General features: G+C 44.6%; 11 protein-coding genes. All 11 read left to right on the top strand.

Annotation, left to right across the window (positions count from 1 at the left end; genetic code table 11):
* Positions 1-187: 187 nt before the first annotated feature.
* Positions 188-3319 carry a glycoside hydrolase family 2 TIM barrel-domain containing protein gene (locus V2I46_12795; protein MEE4178375.1) on the top strand — a complete coding sequence of 1044 codons (3132 nt, stop codon included), beginning with the start codon at positions 188-190 and terminating at the stop codon, positions 3317-3319.
* Between the two features lie 12 nt (positions 3320-3331).
* Complete coding sequence (locus tag V2I46_12790) at positions 3332-4720, top strand: hypothetical protein (protein MEE4178374.1); 1389 nt, start codon at positions 3332-3334, stop codon at positions 4718-4720.
* Positions 4721-4760: 40 nt separating this feature from the next.
* Positions 4761-5594, top strand: a complete 834-nt coding sequence (locus tag V2I46_12785) for a glycoside hydrolase family 16 protein (GenBank protein ID MEE4178373.1) — start codon at positions 4761-4763, stop codon at positions 5592-5594.
* A 106-nt stretch (positions 5595-5700) separates the two neighbouring features.
* Positions 5701-9096: a hypothetical protein gene (locus V2I46_12780; protein ID MEE4178372.1), complete on the top strand. Its 3396-nt coding sequence runs from the start codon at positions 5701-5703 to the stop codon at positions 9094-9096.
* Between the two features lie 2 nt (positions 9097-9098).
* Positions 9099-10451 carry an MFS transporter gene (locus V2I46_12775; protein MEE4178371.1) on the top strand — a complete coding sequence of 451 codons (1353 nt, stop codon included), beginning with the start codon at positions 9099-9101 and terminating at the stop codon, positions 10449-10451.
* A gap of 59 nt (positions 10452-10510) precedes the next feature.
* Positions 10511-11779: a hypothetical protein gene (locus V2I46_12770; GenBank protein MEE4178370.1), complete on the top strand. Its 1269-nt coding sequence runs from the start codon at positions 10511-10513 to the stop codon at positions 11777-11779.
* Between the two features lie 166 nt (positions 11780-11945).
* Positions 11946-13304 (top strand): glycoside hydrolase family 30 protein, encoded by a 1359-nt coding sequence (locus V2I46_12765; protein MEE4178369.1) that lies wholly within the window; start codon positions 11946-11948, stop codon positions 13302-13304.
* Between the two features lie 21 nt (positions 13305-13325).
* The gene (locus V2I46_12760) at positions 13326-14756 is read left to right on the top strand and encodes an MFS transporter (GenBank protein ID MEE4178368.1); all 1431 of its coding nucleotides are present in this window, start codon (positions 13326-13328) and stop codon (positions 14754-14756) included.
* Positions 14757-14809: 53 nt separating this feature from the next.
* Positions 14810-15730: a glycosyl hydrolase family 17 protein gene (locus tag V2I46_12755; GenBank protein ID MEE4178367.1), complete on the top strand. Its 921-nt coding sequence runs from the start codon at positions 14810-14812 to the stop codon at positions 15728-15730.
* Positions 15717-16652, top strand: a complete 936-nt coding sequence (locus V2I46_12750; protein ID MEE4178366.1) for a hypothetical protein — start codon at positions 15717-15719, stop codon at positions 16650-16652. The genes V2I46_12755 and V2I46_12750 overlap by 14 nt, the downstream gene beginning before the upstream one ends.
* Positions 16653-16746: 94 nt before the next feature.
* Positions 16747-19965, top strand: a complete 3219-nt coding sequence (locus V2I46_12745) for a T9SS type A sorting domain-containing protein (protein MEE4178365.1) — start codon at positions 16747-16749, stop codon at positions 19963-19965.
* The last annotated feature ends 57 nt before the right edge of the window (positions 19966-20022 follow it).

The raw sequence follows: 20022 nt of genomic DNA, 5'->3' as shown, positions 1-20022 counted from the left end.
ATTTTTTTATTATTTATTCATTTCCAGTAAATTGAACTAAATTTAATTGTATGTAAAGTTCCTTAACAGTAATTGTATATATTATGTATATAGGCGAATCAACGAATTCATCATTATATTTATACGCTGTTAGTGTTTTGACTGCCCTATTTTTGAAATAATTAATTATTCCCAAATGAAAAGTCTTATGAGACAACTAATTTTTTTGCTAATTTTCAGTTTTTCCCTTTCCCTGTTTGCACAAAATAACCGGGTTGAGGTTGAACAACAAGAAGACGGTTGGCGGCTGAAAACGGAGGGTGAAGCCTTCATGGTAAATGGCATGAACTGGGATTATTTTCCCATTGGCACCAATTTCATGTACAGCTTATGGAACCAGCCGGACGACTTTATCAAAAAAGCCATTGACGATGAAATGTCGATGTTGAAAAACATGGGTGTAAATGCTATTCGGGTGTATACGGGAATCCAGCCCAAATGGATTACCTATATATACGAAACCTATGGCATTTACACGATGCTCAACCACTCGTTCGGTCGCTACGGTTTAACGCTGGATGGTGCCTGGGTTGCAAACACCGATTATTCTGACCCTAGGACCATTGAACTTCTTTTGAGGGAGGTCACTGAACTTGTAGAAGAGTATAAAAACACGCCGGGGCTCTTGCTTTATTTGCTTGGCAACGAAAACAACTACGGGCTTTTCTGGTCGGGCGCCGAAACGGAAGATATTCCAATGGAAGACCGGGAATCTACCATCATGGCACGCCACATGTACAAACTCTTCAACCAGGCAGCATTGGACATGAAAGCCCTTGACCAAAACCACCCGGTGGCGCTATGTAACGGAGACTTATTGTTTTTAGATATTATTGCAGAAGAATGCCAGGATGTGGATATTTTCGGAGTCAACGTATATCGCGGAGTTTCATTTACCGATATGTTTGACAGGGTAAAGAATGAATATGGAAAGCCCATCCTTCTAACCGAATTTGGATCTGATGCCTTTAATGCCCTTACCATGGAAGAGGCACAGAGAGAACAGGCTTATTATGATGTTGCCAACTGGATGGAAATATACGAAAATGCAGCTGGGCTTGGAAAAGCAGGCAATTCGATTGGTGGATTTACTTTTCAGTTCAGCGATGGCTGGTGGAAATTTGGACAAACCAAGAACCTGGATGCACATGACACCAATGCTTCATGGGAGAACGGCGGCTATCGTTTTGACCACATTCCGGGCGAAAACAACATGAATGAAGAATGGTTTGGCATTTGCGCAAAAGGGCCAACCGACGCTAAGGGCTTTTATCAGTTATTTCCAAGAGCGGCTTATTATGCTTTAAAGGAGGCTCATAAATTTAACCCTTATGCAGCTGAAACATCCATGACTGATCTTCGCAATCACTTTAATGGCATTAATATTTCTGATGCAACCCTGCAAGCCAGAGGCGATAAAGCTGCCCTTGAGGGGGAGAGAAACAAGGTTATCAGGCTAAGCCATTTCACTGCGCACCTTTCCACCTTCAATACTGGCGGAAGCCTTATTACCACGCCCAATGATCCAATTCCGGGTGATCAGACCTTTCCAAACCAACTGGGTTTTGATCACATGCAGTCGTTTTATGTGGGCGTTGAGGCCCAGCCTGCTGCTAACTTCAGGGCCAATGTCGAGTTAAATGCACTGGGAAATGTAGCCCAGAATCCAATTGACCAGATTTTTTATGAAAATCGGGGTCGGCCCGTTTTGCTAAGCAGCCCTGATGGAAACGTAAACGTCGAATCAATCAACAGGGTTCAGATTTACAGGGCCAGTTACGAATGGAATCACAGGTATTTCAATCTGAACGGTTTTTACCGCACGGGACATTACCACTGGGGCTATGAGGGCGACTTTTTTGGCCTTTATCCGGAAGCAAACTACGGTCCACAAATCGATATTTATAACGGTATTGCACCTTTCGGTTTTGAGGTGGAGGGCAAAAAGCAGTTTAAAGATTTCAAATTTGCTTTTGGCCCGCAGCTCTGGTGGGGAGCCAACCCCGCGCTATTGTTGAAATACTCTAAAGCCTTGGGCAAATTCAATTTCACCGGAATATTTCACGAAGACCTCGACCAGCTTGGTATGACGGAGAGTTCCTTTGCCATTCCGCAGCCAAAAACCAGACGATTAACCCTTCATTTAAACCGAGACTTTGGGAAATTTGGTGTTGACCTGGGTGGTATATGGGCCGGACAGCCTTTGCAGAACCGGGAATTTCAACTGGTAAGGGGTGAAGAAGGTGATTATACCGTTTACCAGGATCATATCAAACCCGAGGATACCTGGGGTGGCAAGATCAAACTGACTTATACTGGAGGCAGGTTTAACTGGTATGCACAATCGGCCGTTATGGGCCTGGTAGCACAGGGAGGTGTAGACCAGACCCTGACTTTTACCGGATGGAGGTTGAAAGACAGCGGCAGCGGAAACCAGTACAACTTCCTGTCGGGCTTTACCTATCTAATGGGAAATCTTCAAATTGCACCCAATTTTTTGTGGCAGAAGCCCATTGAAGGCCCGATTCCAAATTCGGTACCTGCTCCCGGAAGGCCACGTAATATCCTCGAAGACCCATTTGTAGTCAGATCAAACAGGGAGCAAGTGGCAGGTGAAATTTTATTAACCTACGACCCAACACCCGGCACCTGGATGTACGATTGGGACAGCGACCGAAGCGAAGATGCAGGATTTGCATTTAGTCTGGGCTTCGTTTACCGTCATTTGCCCACCACCATGGATGCTGCCATTGGAATTTTGCCCGATGGACGCACCACATTTGCATTCCCGGGATCACCGCCTGCAAAAGACTTGTGGGAAGTACATGCCAGGGTTATCTCAAAAATCAACAAGGATTATGGCTTTATTGCCAACATTTATGGAGGAGATGCACAGGCAAACGGCAGTGACGACCGTACCATCAGCCGCTTTGGTATTGATTTGCGTACGATCTACAAAACCATAAGGCTCAATTCATTTGTCAGGATTAACGATTGGGGTCCGTACGATTATCACCGCGACTTTAACCTTACTTTCCCCCTTCAGCTGATGGCCGACTTATCGGTTTCACTGGGAAGACCTGACTGGTTTGAGCTTCCTAACACCCGCATTGGCGTTCGGGGCACCTACCGGACCCTCGACAGGTATTCTCCACGCTATTCGCCAACGCAATCCATTGACCCTGCCGGCAACTTTGTTCCCGATCCCGAGGCGATTGGTTTCGACAACGGCAATGAGTGGGAAATCAGAACCTACATCCTCATTAGTATTGGAAATTAAAAAGCTGAAAAAATGAAGTCACATAAATTTATAAAAATCAAGCAGTTTGTCCCAATCGGGATATTTATCCTGCTCTTTTGGGGTTGTGAACGTGAAATCACCGATTTGAGCCCTGCCCCCTACCCCAGCAATCCCGAAGTCTTTATCGATGGTTTCAGTGCGGGATTAAATTACGCAGCCTTTGGTGGATCTGTTCCTTCGGCATTTGATGTTGACAATGATGTAACACACAATAATTCAAGTGCTTCCATGAGGTTTGAAGTTCCCGACGCAGGCGACCCCAGAGGTGCTTTTGCTGGTGGGGTATTTTTCACCTCCGAAGGCAGGGACTTATCAGGGTATAATACTTTGACTTTTTGGGCTAAAGCTACACAGGCCGCCAACCTCGACCTTGTTGGATTCGGAAATGACCTAGGAGCATCCAAATACGAGGTTTCAATTTCAAATCTGCCCATAAACTCAAACTGGAAGAAATACTATATCCCAATTCCCGATCCTTCGAGGCTAAATATGGAGAAAGGAATGTTGTATTATGCAGAAGGTCCCGAAAACGATAAAGGATACACCTTCTGGATTGACGAGGTGAAATTTGAAAACCTTAGCACCATTGCCCACCCGCGGTTTGCCATTCTGAACGGGGAGGACCAAACAGAAACTTCATTTGTTGGGGTTTCAAAACAACTAAGCGGTTTAGTATCTATTTTCAACCTGCCGGCAGGAATTGACCAGGCTGTTAACGCAGCACCTGCATACTTTGAGTTTGTTTCATCAAACGAGTCAATAGCAATTGTTGATGAATATGGAAATGTTACTGTTGTCGGCGGACCGGGAAATGCCCAAATTACCGCCCATGTGGGCGATGTTGTTGCCGAGGGTTCATTGACAATTAACTCTGTAGGGTCTTTCCAGCAAGCTCCTATCCCAACTCACGCTCCTGAGGACGTCATTTCAATCTTTAGCGATGCTTATTCAAATGTACCTGTTGATTATTACAATGGTTACTGGGAGCCCTATCAAACAACCCTTTCTGCTGATTTTGAAGTTAACGGGGACCACATTCTTCACTATACCAATTTCAATTTTGTGGGCATCCAATTCAGCTCACCCGCTGTTAATGCTTCTTCAATGACACATCTGCATTTAGACATTTATCTACCCAATGCCCTGAGTGCGAACGCCCAATTCAGAATTGAACTGGTTGATGACGCTGGAGGTGGTACTGGCCTCTATACCACTACTATCTCACCATCACAGTCACAGCAATGGATTAGCCTGGATATCCCTTTCTCAAGCTTTGCAGGTTTAAGCAACAGAACCGCCCTTTGGCAAATCATTTTTGTTGATGTGAATGGAAATATTCCAAGCTTCTACGCTGACAACATTTATTTCCGTAAGAACTAGTCATGACAGGTCTTACCTGTAAACATAAAATACAGAACTGATGAAAGCAAAATTTGAATATAAACAAATCCGAATAATCTCCATACTGGTGTTATTGTTGGTTGCCTTTTGGAGTTGTGAGCGTGACGATGTTCAGAAATTGGAACAGCGCAACTGGCAATTGGTTTGGAGCGATGAATTTGACGGTGATGCCGGGCAGTTGCCTGATGCCTCAAATTGGACCTACGACCTCGGCACCGGACTGGGTGGCTGGGGCAATGAGGAACTGCAGGTTTATACCAATAACCCGGCAAACGTATCGCTTGATGGGCAGGGAAACCTGGTGCTTACAGCAATACGTTCAGGAGGTAGTTTTACTTCGGCAAGAATAAAAACGCAAGGGCTTTTTTCACAAGCCTATGGCCGTTTTGAAGCCCGGATTAAGACACCTTACGGGCCCGGCTTATGGCCCGCATTCTGGCTGCTGGGGTCTGATATTGAGGCTGTAGGTTGGCCCCAGTGCGGCGAAATTGATATTATGGAGCTAAGAGGACAAGAGCCCCATATTATTCATGGCACAATTCACGGGCCCGGATATTCAGGCGGAAACCCCATCACCAAAAGCTTTGGCTTGATCAGTGGCCGGTTCGACACCGATTTCCACCTATTTGCCATTGAGTGGGATGAGGACAAAATTGACTTTTTTGTAGATGATTACTTGTACCAACGGATCGAACGCAACGATGTCCCCGGTGAGTGGGTTTACGACCATCCGTTTTTCATCCTATTGAATGTAGCAGTAGGCGGGAATTACGTCGGTTTCCCAACTCCCCAAACCCCATTTCCGCAAAAAATGGTAATCGACTACGTGAAGGTTTATCAGGAAGTGGACTAAACACATTAACCTTGAGGGTTAACACCAAGTTTAATTCTCTGAATTAATCCCCATGAACAAAGCATATTCAGGCGAAACAAAAAACACTACAGGAAAAAAGGTTGAAATGGAGATCGTAGCTCATGAAAATGAAAGCTATTTCAAAATTATCAATCACGACGCAATGCGTCCCTTCTTTATGAGCATCGTAAGTGACTCTAATCACTGGATGTTTGTTTCGAGCAATGGCGGTCTTTCTGCCGGTCGCAAGAACCCCGAATATGCTTTGTTTCCTTACTACACCGACGACAAAATAACCGAATCGGCCGATATTACGGGAAGCAAATCCATTTTTCAAATTCATTTCAATGGCGGCACCCATATTTGGGAACCTTTTTCTGAAAGGTTTACAGGCAAGTATGTCATTAGCCGAAATTTGTACAAAAGCGTTCATGGCAATAAGATTATTTTTGAAGAGATCAACCATGACCTGAATCTGGTTTTCAGATACCAGTGGAACTCATCCAAGGTATTTGGGTTTGTAAGAAAAGTTTCTTTAAACAACCTGTCGGATACTGATTACCAGATTACGCTCCTTGACGGAATTCAGAATATCATGCCATTTGGGGTGCCCAGCGATCTGCAACGATCGACCAGCAATCTGGTAGATGCCTACAAAAGGAGTGAACTGGAACCCTCAGCTGGAATTGGCATTTTTGCCCTCAGCGCAATAATCGTTGACAAGGCCGAACCCAGCGAAGCACTCAAAGCCAACATCGCCTGGTCATTGGGGCTGGAGAGACCCAAATACCTGCTCTCTTCCTTGCAGCTGAACAACTTCAGGAAGAAGCAGGAGATCTTTGGAGAAACGGATGTGAAGGGTGAGAAAGGCGCTTATTTTGTTTCCTGTACTATTTCGATGCCACCTAAAGCTTCGAAAAAGTGGGAGATCATTGCCAATGTCAATCAAACCCATTCGCAGATTATCAGCCTTGGCAAAGAAATTAAGGACAACCCCGATCTCCACAAGCAAGTCCGGGCGGATATTGAATCAGGAACCAATAGCCTGATTCAGTTGGTTGCAGGCGCGGATGGCCTGCACTGCACCGCCGATAAACTGAACGATACCCGCCATTTTTCCAACACCCTGTTCAATATCATGCGCGGGGGAACCTTCGACAATAACTACCAGATTGAGAAGGAAGATTTTGTCCAATATCTTTTAAAGGCCAATAATAAAGTTGTGGGCAAACACCAGGACTTCATTGGAAAATTGAAGAAAGTTTTCAGCCAGCTAGAGCTTAAAGAGCTTCTTCAACAAACCGGAGACGCCGATTTAATGCGGCTTTCCATCGAGTATCTGCCCTTAAAGTTCAGCCGCAGGCACGGAGATCCCAGCCGCCCCTGGAACTATTTTACCATCAACGTACAAAACGAAACCGATGGGTCCAAGATCCTTGATTATGAAGGCAACTGGCGCGATTTGTTTCAAAACTGGGAAGCATTGGCCCACTCCTATCCCGAATTTATTGAAGGGATGATTTTCAAGTTCCTCAACGCTTCCACTTTCGATGGTTATAATCCATACAGGGTAACCAAAGACGGCTTCGACTGGGAAACCATTGAGCCCGACAATCCCTGGTCGTATATCGGTTATTGGGGTGACCACCAGATCATTTACCTGCAGAAGTTTTTTGAGATCATTGAAAAACACCAGCCCGGTCATTTGCAGTCCTTGTTCGACAAGGATTGGTTTGTGTATGCCGCTGTGCCCTATCTTATCAAGCCCTACGATCAAATCCTGATAAACCCCAAGGACACTATCGAATTTGATCATAATTGGGACTTGGCTATTAGAAAACAGCGCGATTTGCTTGGAGCGGACGGTGCCCTGCTCACTGCCAATGACAAAAAGATTTACCGGGTCAACTTCATTGAAAAAATTCTGGCCACGGTGCTGGCAAAAATGTCGAACCTAATACCTGAAGCCGGTATTTGGATGAACACCCAGCGGCCCGAATGGAATGATGCCAATAATGCGCTCGTTGGAAACGGCGTTTCAATGGTTACGCTATACTATCTGCACCGTTTCATGAAGTTTTTCCAGCAAATCGTTGATCGTTCAGAGCTGGAAAGCATAAAGTTATCGGGTGAACTGATTGAATTCTACCACAGTGTGAGAGAAACCTTACAGGAGTTCAGCCCCTTGCTGTCAAAATCCATGAACGATAAAGACAGAAAAGCTATTGTGGATCGCATTGGAAAGGCGGCATCAGACTATCGTCAGCAAATTTACCAGAACGGCTTTTGGGGTAAAAAAAGAACTTCTTCCATCTCAGGACTAAAGACTTTCACGCAGGTGTGCCTCGATTATATTGAGCATTCAATCCGGGCCAACCAAAGGCCTGACAAGCTTTACCACGCCTACAATCTTTTGACTTTAAAGGAAACCGAAGTTTCTTCTTCGCACTTGAGCGAAATGCTCGAAGGGCAGGTGGCGGTTTTAAGCTCGGGTTACTTGACCGCTGAACAGGCTTTGGATGTGCTCGACGCCATTAAAGGCAGTGCCCTTTTCAGAAAAGACCAGTACAGCTATATTTTATATCCCGAAAAAGAATTACCGGGGTTTTTACAAAAAAACATCATACCTGAACCTGATGCACAATCATCAGAATTAATACGAAGGATGCTTTTTGTCGGACGAAGGGAAATCGTGGAACAAGATGTTCTGGGAGGAATCCACTTCAACGGCAATTTCAAGAACGCCAGGGATCTTGAAAATGCCTTAAATGCGCTGGCCGCCAGCGAATACAAGGAATTGGCAGCGAAAGAGAAGAAGCTTGTGCTGGATATTTTTGAGAAGGTGTTCAACCATAAAGCTTTTACGGGCCGCTCAGGCACTTTCTACTCTTATGAGGGGCTGGGCTCCATTTACTGGCATATGGTTTCGAAACTGCTGCTGGCTGTGCAGGAATGCTGCCTGAAGGCCATGGAAGAAGGGGCTGATCCGGTTATCGTTGGCAAATTGCTTGATCATTACTATGAGATCGAAGCGGGTATTGGCGTACACAAATCGCCCAAACTTTATGGCGCCTTCCCCACCGACCCATATTCGCACACCCCCAAGCACAGGGGCGCTCAGCAACCCGGTATGACCGGTCAGGTGAAAGAAGATTTCCTGGCACGCTTGGGAGAACTAGGCGTGTTTGTGAAGGAAGGAAAGCTTTATTTCGACCCCTGCCTGCTCCGGAAGGAAGAGTTTCTGACTGAAGCACAAGCATTTGAATACTACACCATTAAGGGAGAATTAAAAAATCTGAAACTAAAAAGAGATCAGCTTGGGTTTACCATTTGCCAGGTACCAGTAGTTTACTCTATTTCAATCACTGAAAGCATCAATGTTTTTTACGCCGATGGAACCAATGAGAACATTAATGGAAAGGCTTTAAACCATAAAATAAGCAGCCATATTTTCGGCCGCAGCGGAAAGGTTGAGCGGGTTGAAGTTTCAGTAAATAAATAACCATGAGCAAAACCATTACGAAGCTATCAGTAAAGGAAAAGATAGGTTATGGCTTGGGCGATACTGCCTCCCACTTCGTATGGGATATGGTGGGCTTCTGGATTTTGATTTTCTATACCGATACTTTTGGAATATCTGCTGCCGCAGCTGGCACCATCATGCTGATTGCCCGCATCTGGGATATGGTTAGTGATCCGCTGATGGGCGTAATTGCCGACAGGACCAATACGCGCTGGGGTAAATTCCGCCCCTACTTGTTATGGATGGCATTGCCCTATAGTATACTGGCTGTGCTGACTTTTACAACTCCTGATTTCGGTCCCAGTGGTAAAGTAGTGTATGCCGGGGTAACCTATTTCTTGCTGATGACCGTTTTTACTGCCATCAACCTGCCTTATTCTTCATTGGGAGCGGTTATGACCTCTGATTCATACGAAAGGGCAGGATTGAACTCATATCGCTTTATTTTTGCCTTTGCAGGGCAACTTATCGTAACCGGCACTGCGCTATACCTGGCAAACTATTTCGGTAGAGGAAATACAGCCCAAGGGTACCAATATACCCTGATCCTTTTTGCGGTGATTAGTTTAATTCTGTTTATGATCACCTTCAAAACCACAAAGGAAAGGATTAGCCCTCCTCCAACCCAGCAAAAAAACCTAAAGGAAGATATCAAGAACCTCTTTAGAAATAAGCCCTGGGTTATTCTGTTTTTTGTTGGTATCCTCTCTTTTGTGATGTTCGCCATGCAAAATCTATCCATTGCCTATTACTTCAAATACTACATTGGCAATGAAGAAAGCGTTCAATTGTTCAATGTGATTGGTTCTGTTGCCTTGATTTTGGGCATACCCCTATCCAAACCACTTGCCAAGCGATTTGGAAAACGAAACGTTTATATCGCAAGTTCTCTAATATCAGGGACATTCTTCATTTCCCTTTATGTTCCGGGAAATGATAACGTCTATACTATTTACACACTAAACATCCTGGCAAAGTTCACCTATGCACCTGCTGTTCCGTTACTTTGGACCATGCTCGCCGATGCTGCAGATTACTCTGAATGGAAGTTTGGCAGGCGGGCAACAGGGCTGGTATTTTCGGCAGCCACTTTTGCCCAAAAAGCTGGCTGGGGCATAGGTGGGGCACTTGCTGGTTGGCTACTTGCATTGTTCAGATTTATCCCTAATATTGAACAAACAACCACCACAATTACCGGAATAAAATTGATGATATCTGTTTTCCCAGGCATCCTTTATATGTCGTGTGCCATTCTCCTGTATTTCTATGCCATTGATCATAAAACCTGTCTGGTAATGCAGGATGAATTGGAGCAAAGAAGGGAGAGACAATAATAAATTATTATTTCACAGTTATTATGAAACAATTTAATTCGAATACAATCCCAGCTGCTTTGAAGAGGTTCTTTTCAATCCTGATTTCCTTGGTTACCCTGGCGTTAGTGACCTCATGCGCTCAAAGCCCACAGCAAACCAGTAAAACTGCCGCCGAAATATTAGGTAATTCTGATTATCAGGCCATTTCTTATGGGGGTTATCGGGAGAAATCAAGGGATATTCAACCAACAATTTCTGAGTTGAAAGAAGACATGAGAATTCTGTCGGCCATGGGAATAAAAGTGCTCAGGACCTACAATGTGTATTACGATGAAACAGCCAACCTTTTGCAAGCAATAACCGAATTGAAGCAGGAAGATCCGGATTTTGAAATGTATTTGATGATGGGAATCTGGATCGACTGTAAAAACGCCTTTACTGACCTGCCCGACCGGATAAGGAACGAAGAAAGCCAGGAAAACGCGGCGGAAGTTGCCCGGGCCGTGAAACTAGCGCAGCAATATCCCGACATCGTAAAAATAATTGCCGTGGGCAACGAAGCCATGGTACACTGGGCCTGGGAGTATTATGTGGAGCCGGCCATCATTCTGAAATGGGTAAATTATTTGCAGGATCTGAAAAAAGCAGGTGAATTGCCTGAAACCTTGTGGATCACAAGTTCCGACAATTTTGCGTCCTGGGGCGGCGGCGGAAGTGAGTATCACAATGACGATCTGAATGAGCTCATCAAAGCCGTGGACTTTATTTCCATGCACACCTACCCCATGCATGATACCCACTACAATCCCGATTTCTGGGGCGTCCCTGAAGAGGAAGAGCATTTGTCGGACCTGGAGAAGATTCATGCTGCCATGCTCAGGGCCCGCGACTATTCAAAAAACCAGTACGAAAGTGTGGTGGACTACATGCAGAGCTTGGGGATAGACAAACCGGTGCATATCGGCGAAACCGGCTGGTCCACACAATCAAATGAGCACTATGGAGATGAAGGATCAAGAGCAACCGATGAATACAAATCTGCCCTCTATTACTGGAATACACGCGAATGGACCAATGATGCCGGCATTACTTGCTTTTATTTTATTGGATTTGATGAACAATGGAAAGATGCTGAGAATCCGCTTGGATCTGAAAACCATTTCGGGCTCATAAACCTGAAATCGCAAGCCAAATTTGCCATCTGGGATTTGGTGGATGCAGGCACTTTCGATGGTTTAACACGCGATGGAATGCCCATTACTAAAACCTACAATGGCGACAAAGACGCGCTGATGAGCGATGTAAAAGTTCCGCCCACCGACAATGAAATTCAGGCACGAAAATAAAAACCGTATGAAAGCATTGACCAAATTCTTATTCACAATTTCCATTATTCTTCTTTTGATGAATAGTTGTATGAAACCGGAACCATTAAATTTTGAGGTTTTTGAAACATCGGAAAGTGGCCACCAACTTACCAAATTAACAAAATTCCCTTCCGTTGAGAAAACTTTGGAGATTTCCATTTTACCGGAAGAAAAGTTTCAGACTATTACTGGGTTTGGCGGCTCCTTTACCGAAGCTTCTGCTTACCTGCTCAATCAGTTGAGCCAAGAGAACAGGGATAAAATCCTGGAAGCCTATTTCGGTGAGACAGGCGCAAGGTATTCTTTGACCCGCACCCATATAAACTCCAGCGACTTTTCACTGGGCAACTATTCTTATGCCCCAGTGGAAGGCGATAAGGAGTTGGAGCATTTTTCAGTTGACGAGGACATGGACGACATCATTCCCATGATAAAAAATGCCATGGCCATTTCAAAAGATGGGTTCAAAATCATTTCCTCGCCCTGGACTGCTCCCCCATGGATGAAGGACAACAACGACTGGCGCGGCGGAAAGCTCTTGCCTGAATATTATGATACCTGGGCTTTGTTCTTTTCAAAATACATTGAGGCTTATGGTGAACAAGGAATTGACATTTGGGCATTAACAGTAGAAAATGAACCCCTTGGCAACGACAGCAACTGGGAAAGCATGCATTTTACGCCGGAGGAACAAAACGAATTCGTTAAGAATCACCTGGGTCCAAGATTGAGGGATGACGGACACCAGGTTAAAATTCTGGGTTTTGACCAGAACCGCGACGAAGAGTTAAAAAAATGGGCAGATGCCATGTTTGATGATGAAGAAGCAAAAAAATTCTTCGACGGTACTGCTGTACACTGGTATGCCAGCACTTTTGATTTTTTTCCTGATGCCTTGCAGTATACTTATCATAAAGCACCTGGCAAGCATCTGATTAATACGGAAGCATGCATAGATGCGGAAGTACCCGAATGGGAAAATGATCAATGGTACTGGTCGAAGGAAGCCACAGACTGGGGTTATGACTGGGCTCCAGAAGAACATAAGTACTTGCATCCAAAATATGTTCCTGTGTTCAGGTATGCCCGTGATATTATTGGCTGCCTTAACAACTGGGTAGATGGATGGGTTGACTGGAACATGGTGCTCGACAGGCAGGGCGGCCCCAATTGGGCGAAAAACTGGTGTATTGCCCCTGTTATTGTTGACCCTGATATGGACGAAGTGTACTTCACCCCCTTATATTATACCCTGGCTCATTTCAGCAGGTTTATAAGGCCCGGCGCCATTAGAATTGGCTTTACAAGTCCTGATGAGAACCTGCAGATTACAGCAGCTCAGAACCTTGATGGCAGTATTGCCGTAGTCATTTTCAATCCTACTGAAGAAGCCAGTGGAATCCGCCTTTCTTTAGGTGGAAATGCCTTTGAATTCTCCATAAACGGAAAGGCTATTCAGACAGTTTTAATCACAGGTCAGGAAAAAATCATTGCCGCAATATAACCATAAACTAAAATCACCACCATGTCAACCCACGTTACCCCATTAAAAGACAGGGTCCCTTTAGGGCAAAAAGCAGCTTTTGGAGCAGGCCACCTGGTCAATAACCTTTTGCCTGGATCATTAGGTATTTTCATGTTCTTTCTACTTACGGCCTTTGGCATGGATCCATTTCTTGCAGGCCTTCTAGGTGGCTTACCGAGATTTTTCGATGCCATTACTGACCCTATCATGGGCTATATCTCGGACAACACCAAATCGAGGTTTGGGCGCCGAAAACCTTACATTTTTTTTGGGGCCATTCTGAGCGGAGTGCTTTTTGCCGTGTTATGGCAACTCAACCCGGATAATTCGCAGATGTACAATTTCTGGTATTTTCTCATCCTTTCTATGGTTTACCTGATTGGAAATACCATGTTCTCGACCCCCCTAATAGGGCTGGGATACGAAATGACATTCGATTACAACGAGCGAACCCGGCTGATGGGTTTCTCGCAAACCATCGGGCAAATTGCCTGGATGATCGTTCCCTGGTTCTGGGTGCTTATTGCTAATCCAAACTTATTTGATTCGCAAGCCATTGGTGTTCGTCGGCTTTCCATTATAGTTGGAGGGATATGCATGATTTTGGGTCTGATGCCGGCTTTGTTTTGTAAAGAAATTGACCAGGCAAACCTAAGCAACAGAGACGACCTCACCATAAAGAATATTGCCAAAAACTTTAAGAGCCTCATACATAATATGGTGCTTATTTTCAAGAACATTACATTCGTGAGACTTTGCGCTGCCACCTTTCTGGTTTTCAATGGCTTCCAAATGGTTGCATCCTTTAGTTACTTCATCATTGTTTTCTACATGTTCAAAGGTGATTATGGCCTTGCCGGCACCTGGCCCGCATGGTTCTCTACCGTTAGTGCGCTGGCTACCGCATTTCTGGTTATTCCGATTATTACCAAGATGGCCAACAAATGGGGCAAAAGAAATGCCTTTATTGCCTCCACGGCCATCTCAATGGTAGGATACGCATTGAAATGGTACGGCTTCAATCCGGAAATTCCATGGCTAATGTTCATGCCGCTGCCATTAATGGTATTTGGTATTGGTGGCTTGTTTACCCTGATGATGAGCATGACAGCCGATGTATGCGACCTGGATGAACTGAACAATGGCATGCCCCGTAAAGAAGGCACCTTCGGGGCCATTTACTGGTGGATGGTGAAACTCGGGCAGGGCTTGGCGCTCGTATTGGGCGGACTTGTGCTTAAACTGGTTGGCTTTGATCAGAATGCTGCACTTCAAACCACCGAAACAATCACCCGCCTGAGACTTGCAGATATCATCATACCTGCCTTGACGGCCGGCCTGGCTATCCTGGTCATGTGGAATTATGACCTGACAGAAGAAAAAGCCCGTGAAATAAAAGATGAGCTGGTACGACGCAGAGGGGAGCTATAAAATAAGAGCGCGTTTTTAATAATTGGATTTTTTGAATTTAAATAACTTGAAATATGTCATTCAGAGCGGAAAAGTATCTAAAATTCAGGGGATCAAAAAGCATCCCCGCCGAAAACTTTCTCGACGACAAGTCGCCTGAGTATCTAAAAAATTTGTTCCTGGAAATCCTTCATGGTGGGGTCCACGGTTTTTGTTTCAGCCTTTACGAGGAAGGACAAGGGCCTGGAGATATTATTCCGGAAGCGCAAATAAGAAAAAGGATGCAGATCCTTAAAAAGCACACCAGCTGGATTCGTTCCTTTTCGTGCATTGAAGGCAATGAATTAATCCCCCAGATTGCCAAAGAATATGGGCTGAAAACCCTTGTGGGTGCATGGCTGGGCGATGATCCGGAAAAAAACCAGGAAGAAATCGAAGGCCTGATCCGGCTGGCCAAAGAGGGTTATGTTGACATTGCCGCCGTAGGAAATGAAGTACTTTACCGCAATGATTTATCCGAAGATGAGCTCCTCGAATTTATCCGGAAGGTAAAAAAAGAAATTCCTGAAATTCCAGTGGGATACGTTGATGCCTACTATGAATTTGTGGTCAGGCCCGAAATAACGGAGGCCTGCGATGTGATCCTTTGCAACTGCTACCCTTTTTGGGAAGGCACTGATTTCAGGTATTCGCTGCAACACATGCAACAAATGTTTCAGCAAGCCAAAAGCGCCGGTAAGGGTAAGAGAACCATTATTACCGAAACGGGATGGCCCAGCAAAGGCGGAAACCTGGGTGGTGCTATTCCATCGGTGGAACATGCCGTAAAATATTTCATCAACACCCAGCTATGGTCTAATGACGATGATATTGAAGTGTTTTACTTCTCTTCGTTTGATGAATCATGGAAAGTGGGAGCCGAAGGTGAAGTAGGCGCATACTGGGGAATCTGGGATCATTTGGGAAAACTGAAATTTGTCGATGAACTTGTTTAAAAAACTTGGAATAAAACCCGGAAGGGCCATTTGCTATTCCGGTTTCCGTAAAGGCCAAAATCCTGGAGGAGTTTATCCATCGTATGACGAGATAAAGGAGGATTTACTAATCCTTCAGGGGCATTGGAAATATCTTCGGCTGTTTGATTGCGATCAGCACGCAGATACTATTCTGGAAGTCATCAGCAAGGAAAAGTTTGATTTTCAACTGATGCTGAGTGCTTATATCACCGCCGAAATGAATAACTTCAATTGTCCCTGGAATGGTGGGGTTTACTCCGAGGAACGCCTGGAAATAAACCGGGTTCACAACCAAAACAGTATTAACAGGTTGATTGAATTTGCCAATCAATACCCTGATATTGTTTTTTCTCTTTCAGTTGGAAATGAGGCTTGCGTAGAGTGGACCGACCATTATGTGCCGCAAAACAAAGTGCTGGATTATGTAAAACAAGTGAAAAGCCAAACCAAACAACCTGTTACTTTTTGTGAGAACTATGTGCCCTGGTTGGTAAAACTGGATAAACTGGCAGAAGAGGTGGACTTTATTTCCATACATACCTATCCTGTTTGGGAATACAAGCATATCAATGAATCACTTGATTACACCAAGGAAAATTTTTATTCTGTTGCAAAGAAATACCCCAATAAGCCGGTGATCATAACTGAAGCAGGCTGGGCCACTAATTCAAACGGAAGAGGGATAAATCCTGAAAATGTAAATGAAGAGTACCAGAAAATATATTTTCAGAACTTGATGGAATGGGCAGAAAAAGAAAATATCCTAACTTTCTTTTTTGAAGCTTTTGATGAATTCTGGAAAGGCTCACCTGAACCTTTGGAACCCGAAAAACATTGGGGCCTGTTTAAAATAGACCGGACGCCAAAACTGGCGGTTAAGCACCTTCAAAAACAAAAATAAGTGGTACCTTTATGTAAAACAGCAATTTAAGCATTTTCAACATAAATTTTTTTTAAAATGAATGTTCTTTTTTAACCTTAAACCTGAATCTATTATGAAAAAAACTACAATTTTCTTAATGATGCTTATTGCATCATTAATGAGTTTTGCTCAAAATGGCCCGATCGATTTTGAACCGGGTGGGCACGGAGCCGACTGGACGTGGACAGTCTTTGAAAACGATACCAATCCTGCATTGGAGATTATTACTAACCCTGATCCGTCAGGAATCAACACTTCTGCAACAGTAGCCAAGTTCACAGCTTTGCAGGCAGGTCAGCCTTGGGCTGGTGTTGAATCTGCCCATGGCACAACTGACCTCGGCCCATTTGTGCTGGATGCGACCAATTCCACAATTAAAATTATGGTTTGGAAAACAGTTATCAGCGATGTGGGCATTAAATTGGTCTCAGCAAATGGCTGGGCACAAGTAGAAATTAAGGTTCCGAATACCTTGGTAAACGAGTGGGAAGAACTTACTTTCGACTTCTCAGCATATCTTAACCCTCCTGAAGAAGAAGGTCAGTTGGATCAGGTGGTTGTATTCCCTGATTTTGATCTGGAAGGAAGAGAACAGGACAATATTATTTATTTTGATAATATTACCTTCAATGCTGGAGGAACCACACCTGACGGCCCTACTGTGGCTGCCCCAACCCCTACCGAAGATGAGGCCAACGTGCTTTCCATTTTCAGCGGTGCTTACACCGATGTGGCAGGGACCAATTTTAACCCAGGATGGGGACAATCTACCGTGATGTCTTTTGTTGAAATTGCTGGAAATGAAACATTAAAGTATGCCAACTTCAATTACCAAGGGACTGAATTTGCCAGTGCACTTAATGTTACGCAAATGGAAACCATACATATTGATATGTGGACGGCCGATGCAACTGTAGTGAATTTTACCCTGATCAGCCCAGGACCAAGTGAAATTGTATATTCATTACCAATTACACCAAACCAATGGGTTAGCTACAACATTCCGTTGACGGAATTTGCTGACGTAGTTGATTTGGCCAATGTAATCCAGTTCAAGTTTTTCGACGGAGATGGATCCCCAACCATATTCCTTGATAATATTTATTTTTACAAGGATGGCTCAGGACCAACCGAAGGGCCCAATGCCCCCATCGATTTTGAAGAAGGCGGATACGGCGCCGACTGGACTTGGACAGTATTTGAAAATGATACCAATCCTGCGTTAGAAATTATCGACAATCCTGATCAATCAGGAAATAACACTTCTGCTAAGGTGGCCAAATTTACGGCACTGCAGACCGGACAACCTTGGGCTGGTGTTGAATCTGCTCACGGGACAACTGACCTTGGTCCATTTGTACTGGATGAAACAAATTCCACCATCAAGATCATGGTGTGGAAAACTGTAATCAGTGATGTAGGCATAAAGTTAATTGCCAACAGCGGTTGGGCTCAGCCTGAAATTAAAATAGCCAACACCTTGGTTAATGAATGGGAAGAACTTACTTTTGACTTTTCTGGTCTTCCAAACCCGCCAGAAGCTGAAGGTCAATATGATCAAATTGCTATTTTTCCCGACTTTGATCTGGAAGGCAGAGAGCAGGACAATATTGTCTATTTCGATAACATAACCTTCTCGGCGGCTGGCAGTGGCGGTGCTCCTCAGGTGCCTGCAGGTCTGGCTGTTTCAAACATGATAGGTGAAACTCCGGTTGGAGATGGAGAATTATTCATTGCTTGTGGCCCCAACCAGGTAGGTGGCGATGTGGTTTATAAAATGTTTTACTCAAAAACTGCCGAAGCCCCTGCTGATCCTACCACTGCAACCGAATATATTTTTGGTTCGACTGCTGGTGATGGTGATGGCATCAATGCATTCGGTTTTGTGCTCGGAGGACTCGAACTTGGCACCAGTTATACTTTCTGGCTGTATCAATACAACACCGTTGAAGAATTATTCTCTCCCGGTGCTGCAACTGCAAGTGCTGTTTCAGGTGGTGGGGGAACCACACCAGAAGGGCCCAATGCTCCCATCGACTTTGAAGAGGGTGGCTATGGCGCCGACTGGACCTGGAACGTGTTTGAAAACGATACCAATCCTGCACTTGAAATCATTGCAAATCCCGACCAATCTGGGGCAAATACATCAGCCACTGTGGCCAAATTTACAGCACTGCAAACCGGACAGCCCTATGCTGGGGTTGAATCAGCCCATGGCACAACTGACCTTGGTCCGTTCGTGCTGGATGAAACAAACTCTACCATCAAGATCATGGTATGGAAGTCTGTAATCAGTGATGTAGGCATTAAGTTGGTGGCCAACAGCGGTTGGTCGCAGCCTGAAATTAAGGTAGCCAACACCCTGGTGGATGAATGGGAAGAATTGACCTTTGATTTCTCTGACTTTCCAAATCCACCTGAAGCAGAAGGTCAATATGATCAAATTGTTGTATTTCCTGATTTTGATTTGGAAGGCAGAGAACAGGATAACATTGTTTATTTTGACAACATCACCTTTAATGCCGGAGGTACAACGCCTGACGGCCCAACGGAAGGAGCACCAACCCCAACCCAGGATCCGGCTGACGTGATTTCCCTGTTCAGTGATGCCTACACAGATGTCCCTGTTGATACCTGGAGAACTGATTGGTCACAAGCAGCCTATGAAGAAGTAACCATTGATGGTAATCCTACCAAAAAATATTCGAGCCTCGACTATGTGGGGATTGAAACAGTGGCAAACCAGATTGACATAACCAGTATGACACATTTCCATTTGGATGTTTGGTCTGCAGATTTCACAACATTCCGCGTGAAACTTGTTGACTTTGGTCCTGATGCTGGTTATGGCGGTGGTGACGACACCGAGCACGAAGTTGTATTTACCGATTTAACCCAGGGTGAATGGGTGAGTCTGGATATTCCCCTGGATGATTTTACTAACCTTGCGGGAAGACAAAATATTGCGCAGTTAGTTTTATCTGGCTTGCCAACCGCAGCATTCACGGTTTATGTCGACAATGTGTTCTTCTATTCTGACGGAACCAGCGTGAACGAGCTTGATGCCGCCCAGAGTCAGGTTAGGTTGTATCCAAACCCCGTCAATTCGGGCCAAGTGGTGACTCTCAACGCCCAGGTAAAACAATTGGAAGTGTTTGACCTTAGCGGAAGAATGATCCTTTCAACCAACGCTTCCAAAATAAACACCGGCGGCATGAACCGGGGAGTTTATTTCGTGAGAATTCAAACATTGAACGGAGGATTGCAAACCCAAAAACTGATTGTGAAGTAAATTTAATTTCATTTAAAAAAAGCCGTCTGTAAAAGGACGGCTTTTTTCTCTTTTTCT

Origin of the sequence: Bacteroides sp. (assembly GCA_036351255.1) — a bacterium.
In the GTDB taxonomy this organism is placed as follows: domain Bacteria; phylum Bacteroidota; class Bacteroidia; order Bacteroidales; family UBA7960; genus UBA7960.
The sequence above is the reverse complement of the archived record's forward strand: the minus strand, read 5'-3'. Positions and strand labels throughout refer to the sequence as shown.

Bases quoted from the DNA above. Each gene is read 5' to 3' on its own strand.
- V2I46_12795 (MEE4178375.1), top strand. From the start codon at position 188: ATGAGACAACTAATTTTTTTGCTAATTTTCAGTTTTTCCCTTTCCCTG.
- V2I46_12790 (MEE4178374.1), top strand. From the start codon at position 3,332: ATGAAGTCACATAAATTTATAAAAATCAAGCAGTTTGTCCCAATCGGG.
- V2I46_12785 (MEE4178373.1), top strand. From the start codon at position 4,761: ATGAAAGCAAAATTTGAATATAAACAAATCCGAATAATCTCCATACTG.
- V2I46_12780 (MEE4178372.1), top strand. From the start codon at position 5,701: ATGGAGATCGTAGCTCATGAAAATGAAAGCTATTTCAAAATTATCAAT.
- V2I46_12775 (MEE4178371.1), top strand. From the start codon at position 9,099: ATGAGCAAAACCATTACGAAGCTATCAGTAAAGGAAAAGATAGGTTAT.
- V2I46_12760 (MEE4178368.1), top strand. From the start codon at position 13,326: ATGTCAACCCACGTTACCCCATTAAAAGACAGGGTCCCTTTAGGGCAA.
- V2I46_12755 (MEE4178367.1), top strand. From the start codon at position 14,810: ATGTCATTCAGAGCGGAAAAGTATCTAAAATTCAGGGGATCAAAAAGC.
- V2I46_12750 (MEE4178366.1), top strand. From the start codon at position 15,717: ATGAACTTGTTTAAAAAACTTGGAATAAAACCCGGAAGGGCCATTTGC.
- V2I46_12745 (MEE4178365.1), top strand. From the start codon at position 16,747: ATGAAAAAAACTACAATTTTCTTAATGATGCTTATTGCATCATTAATG.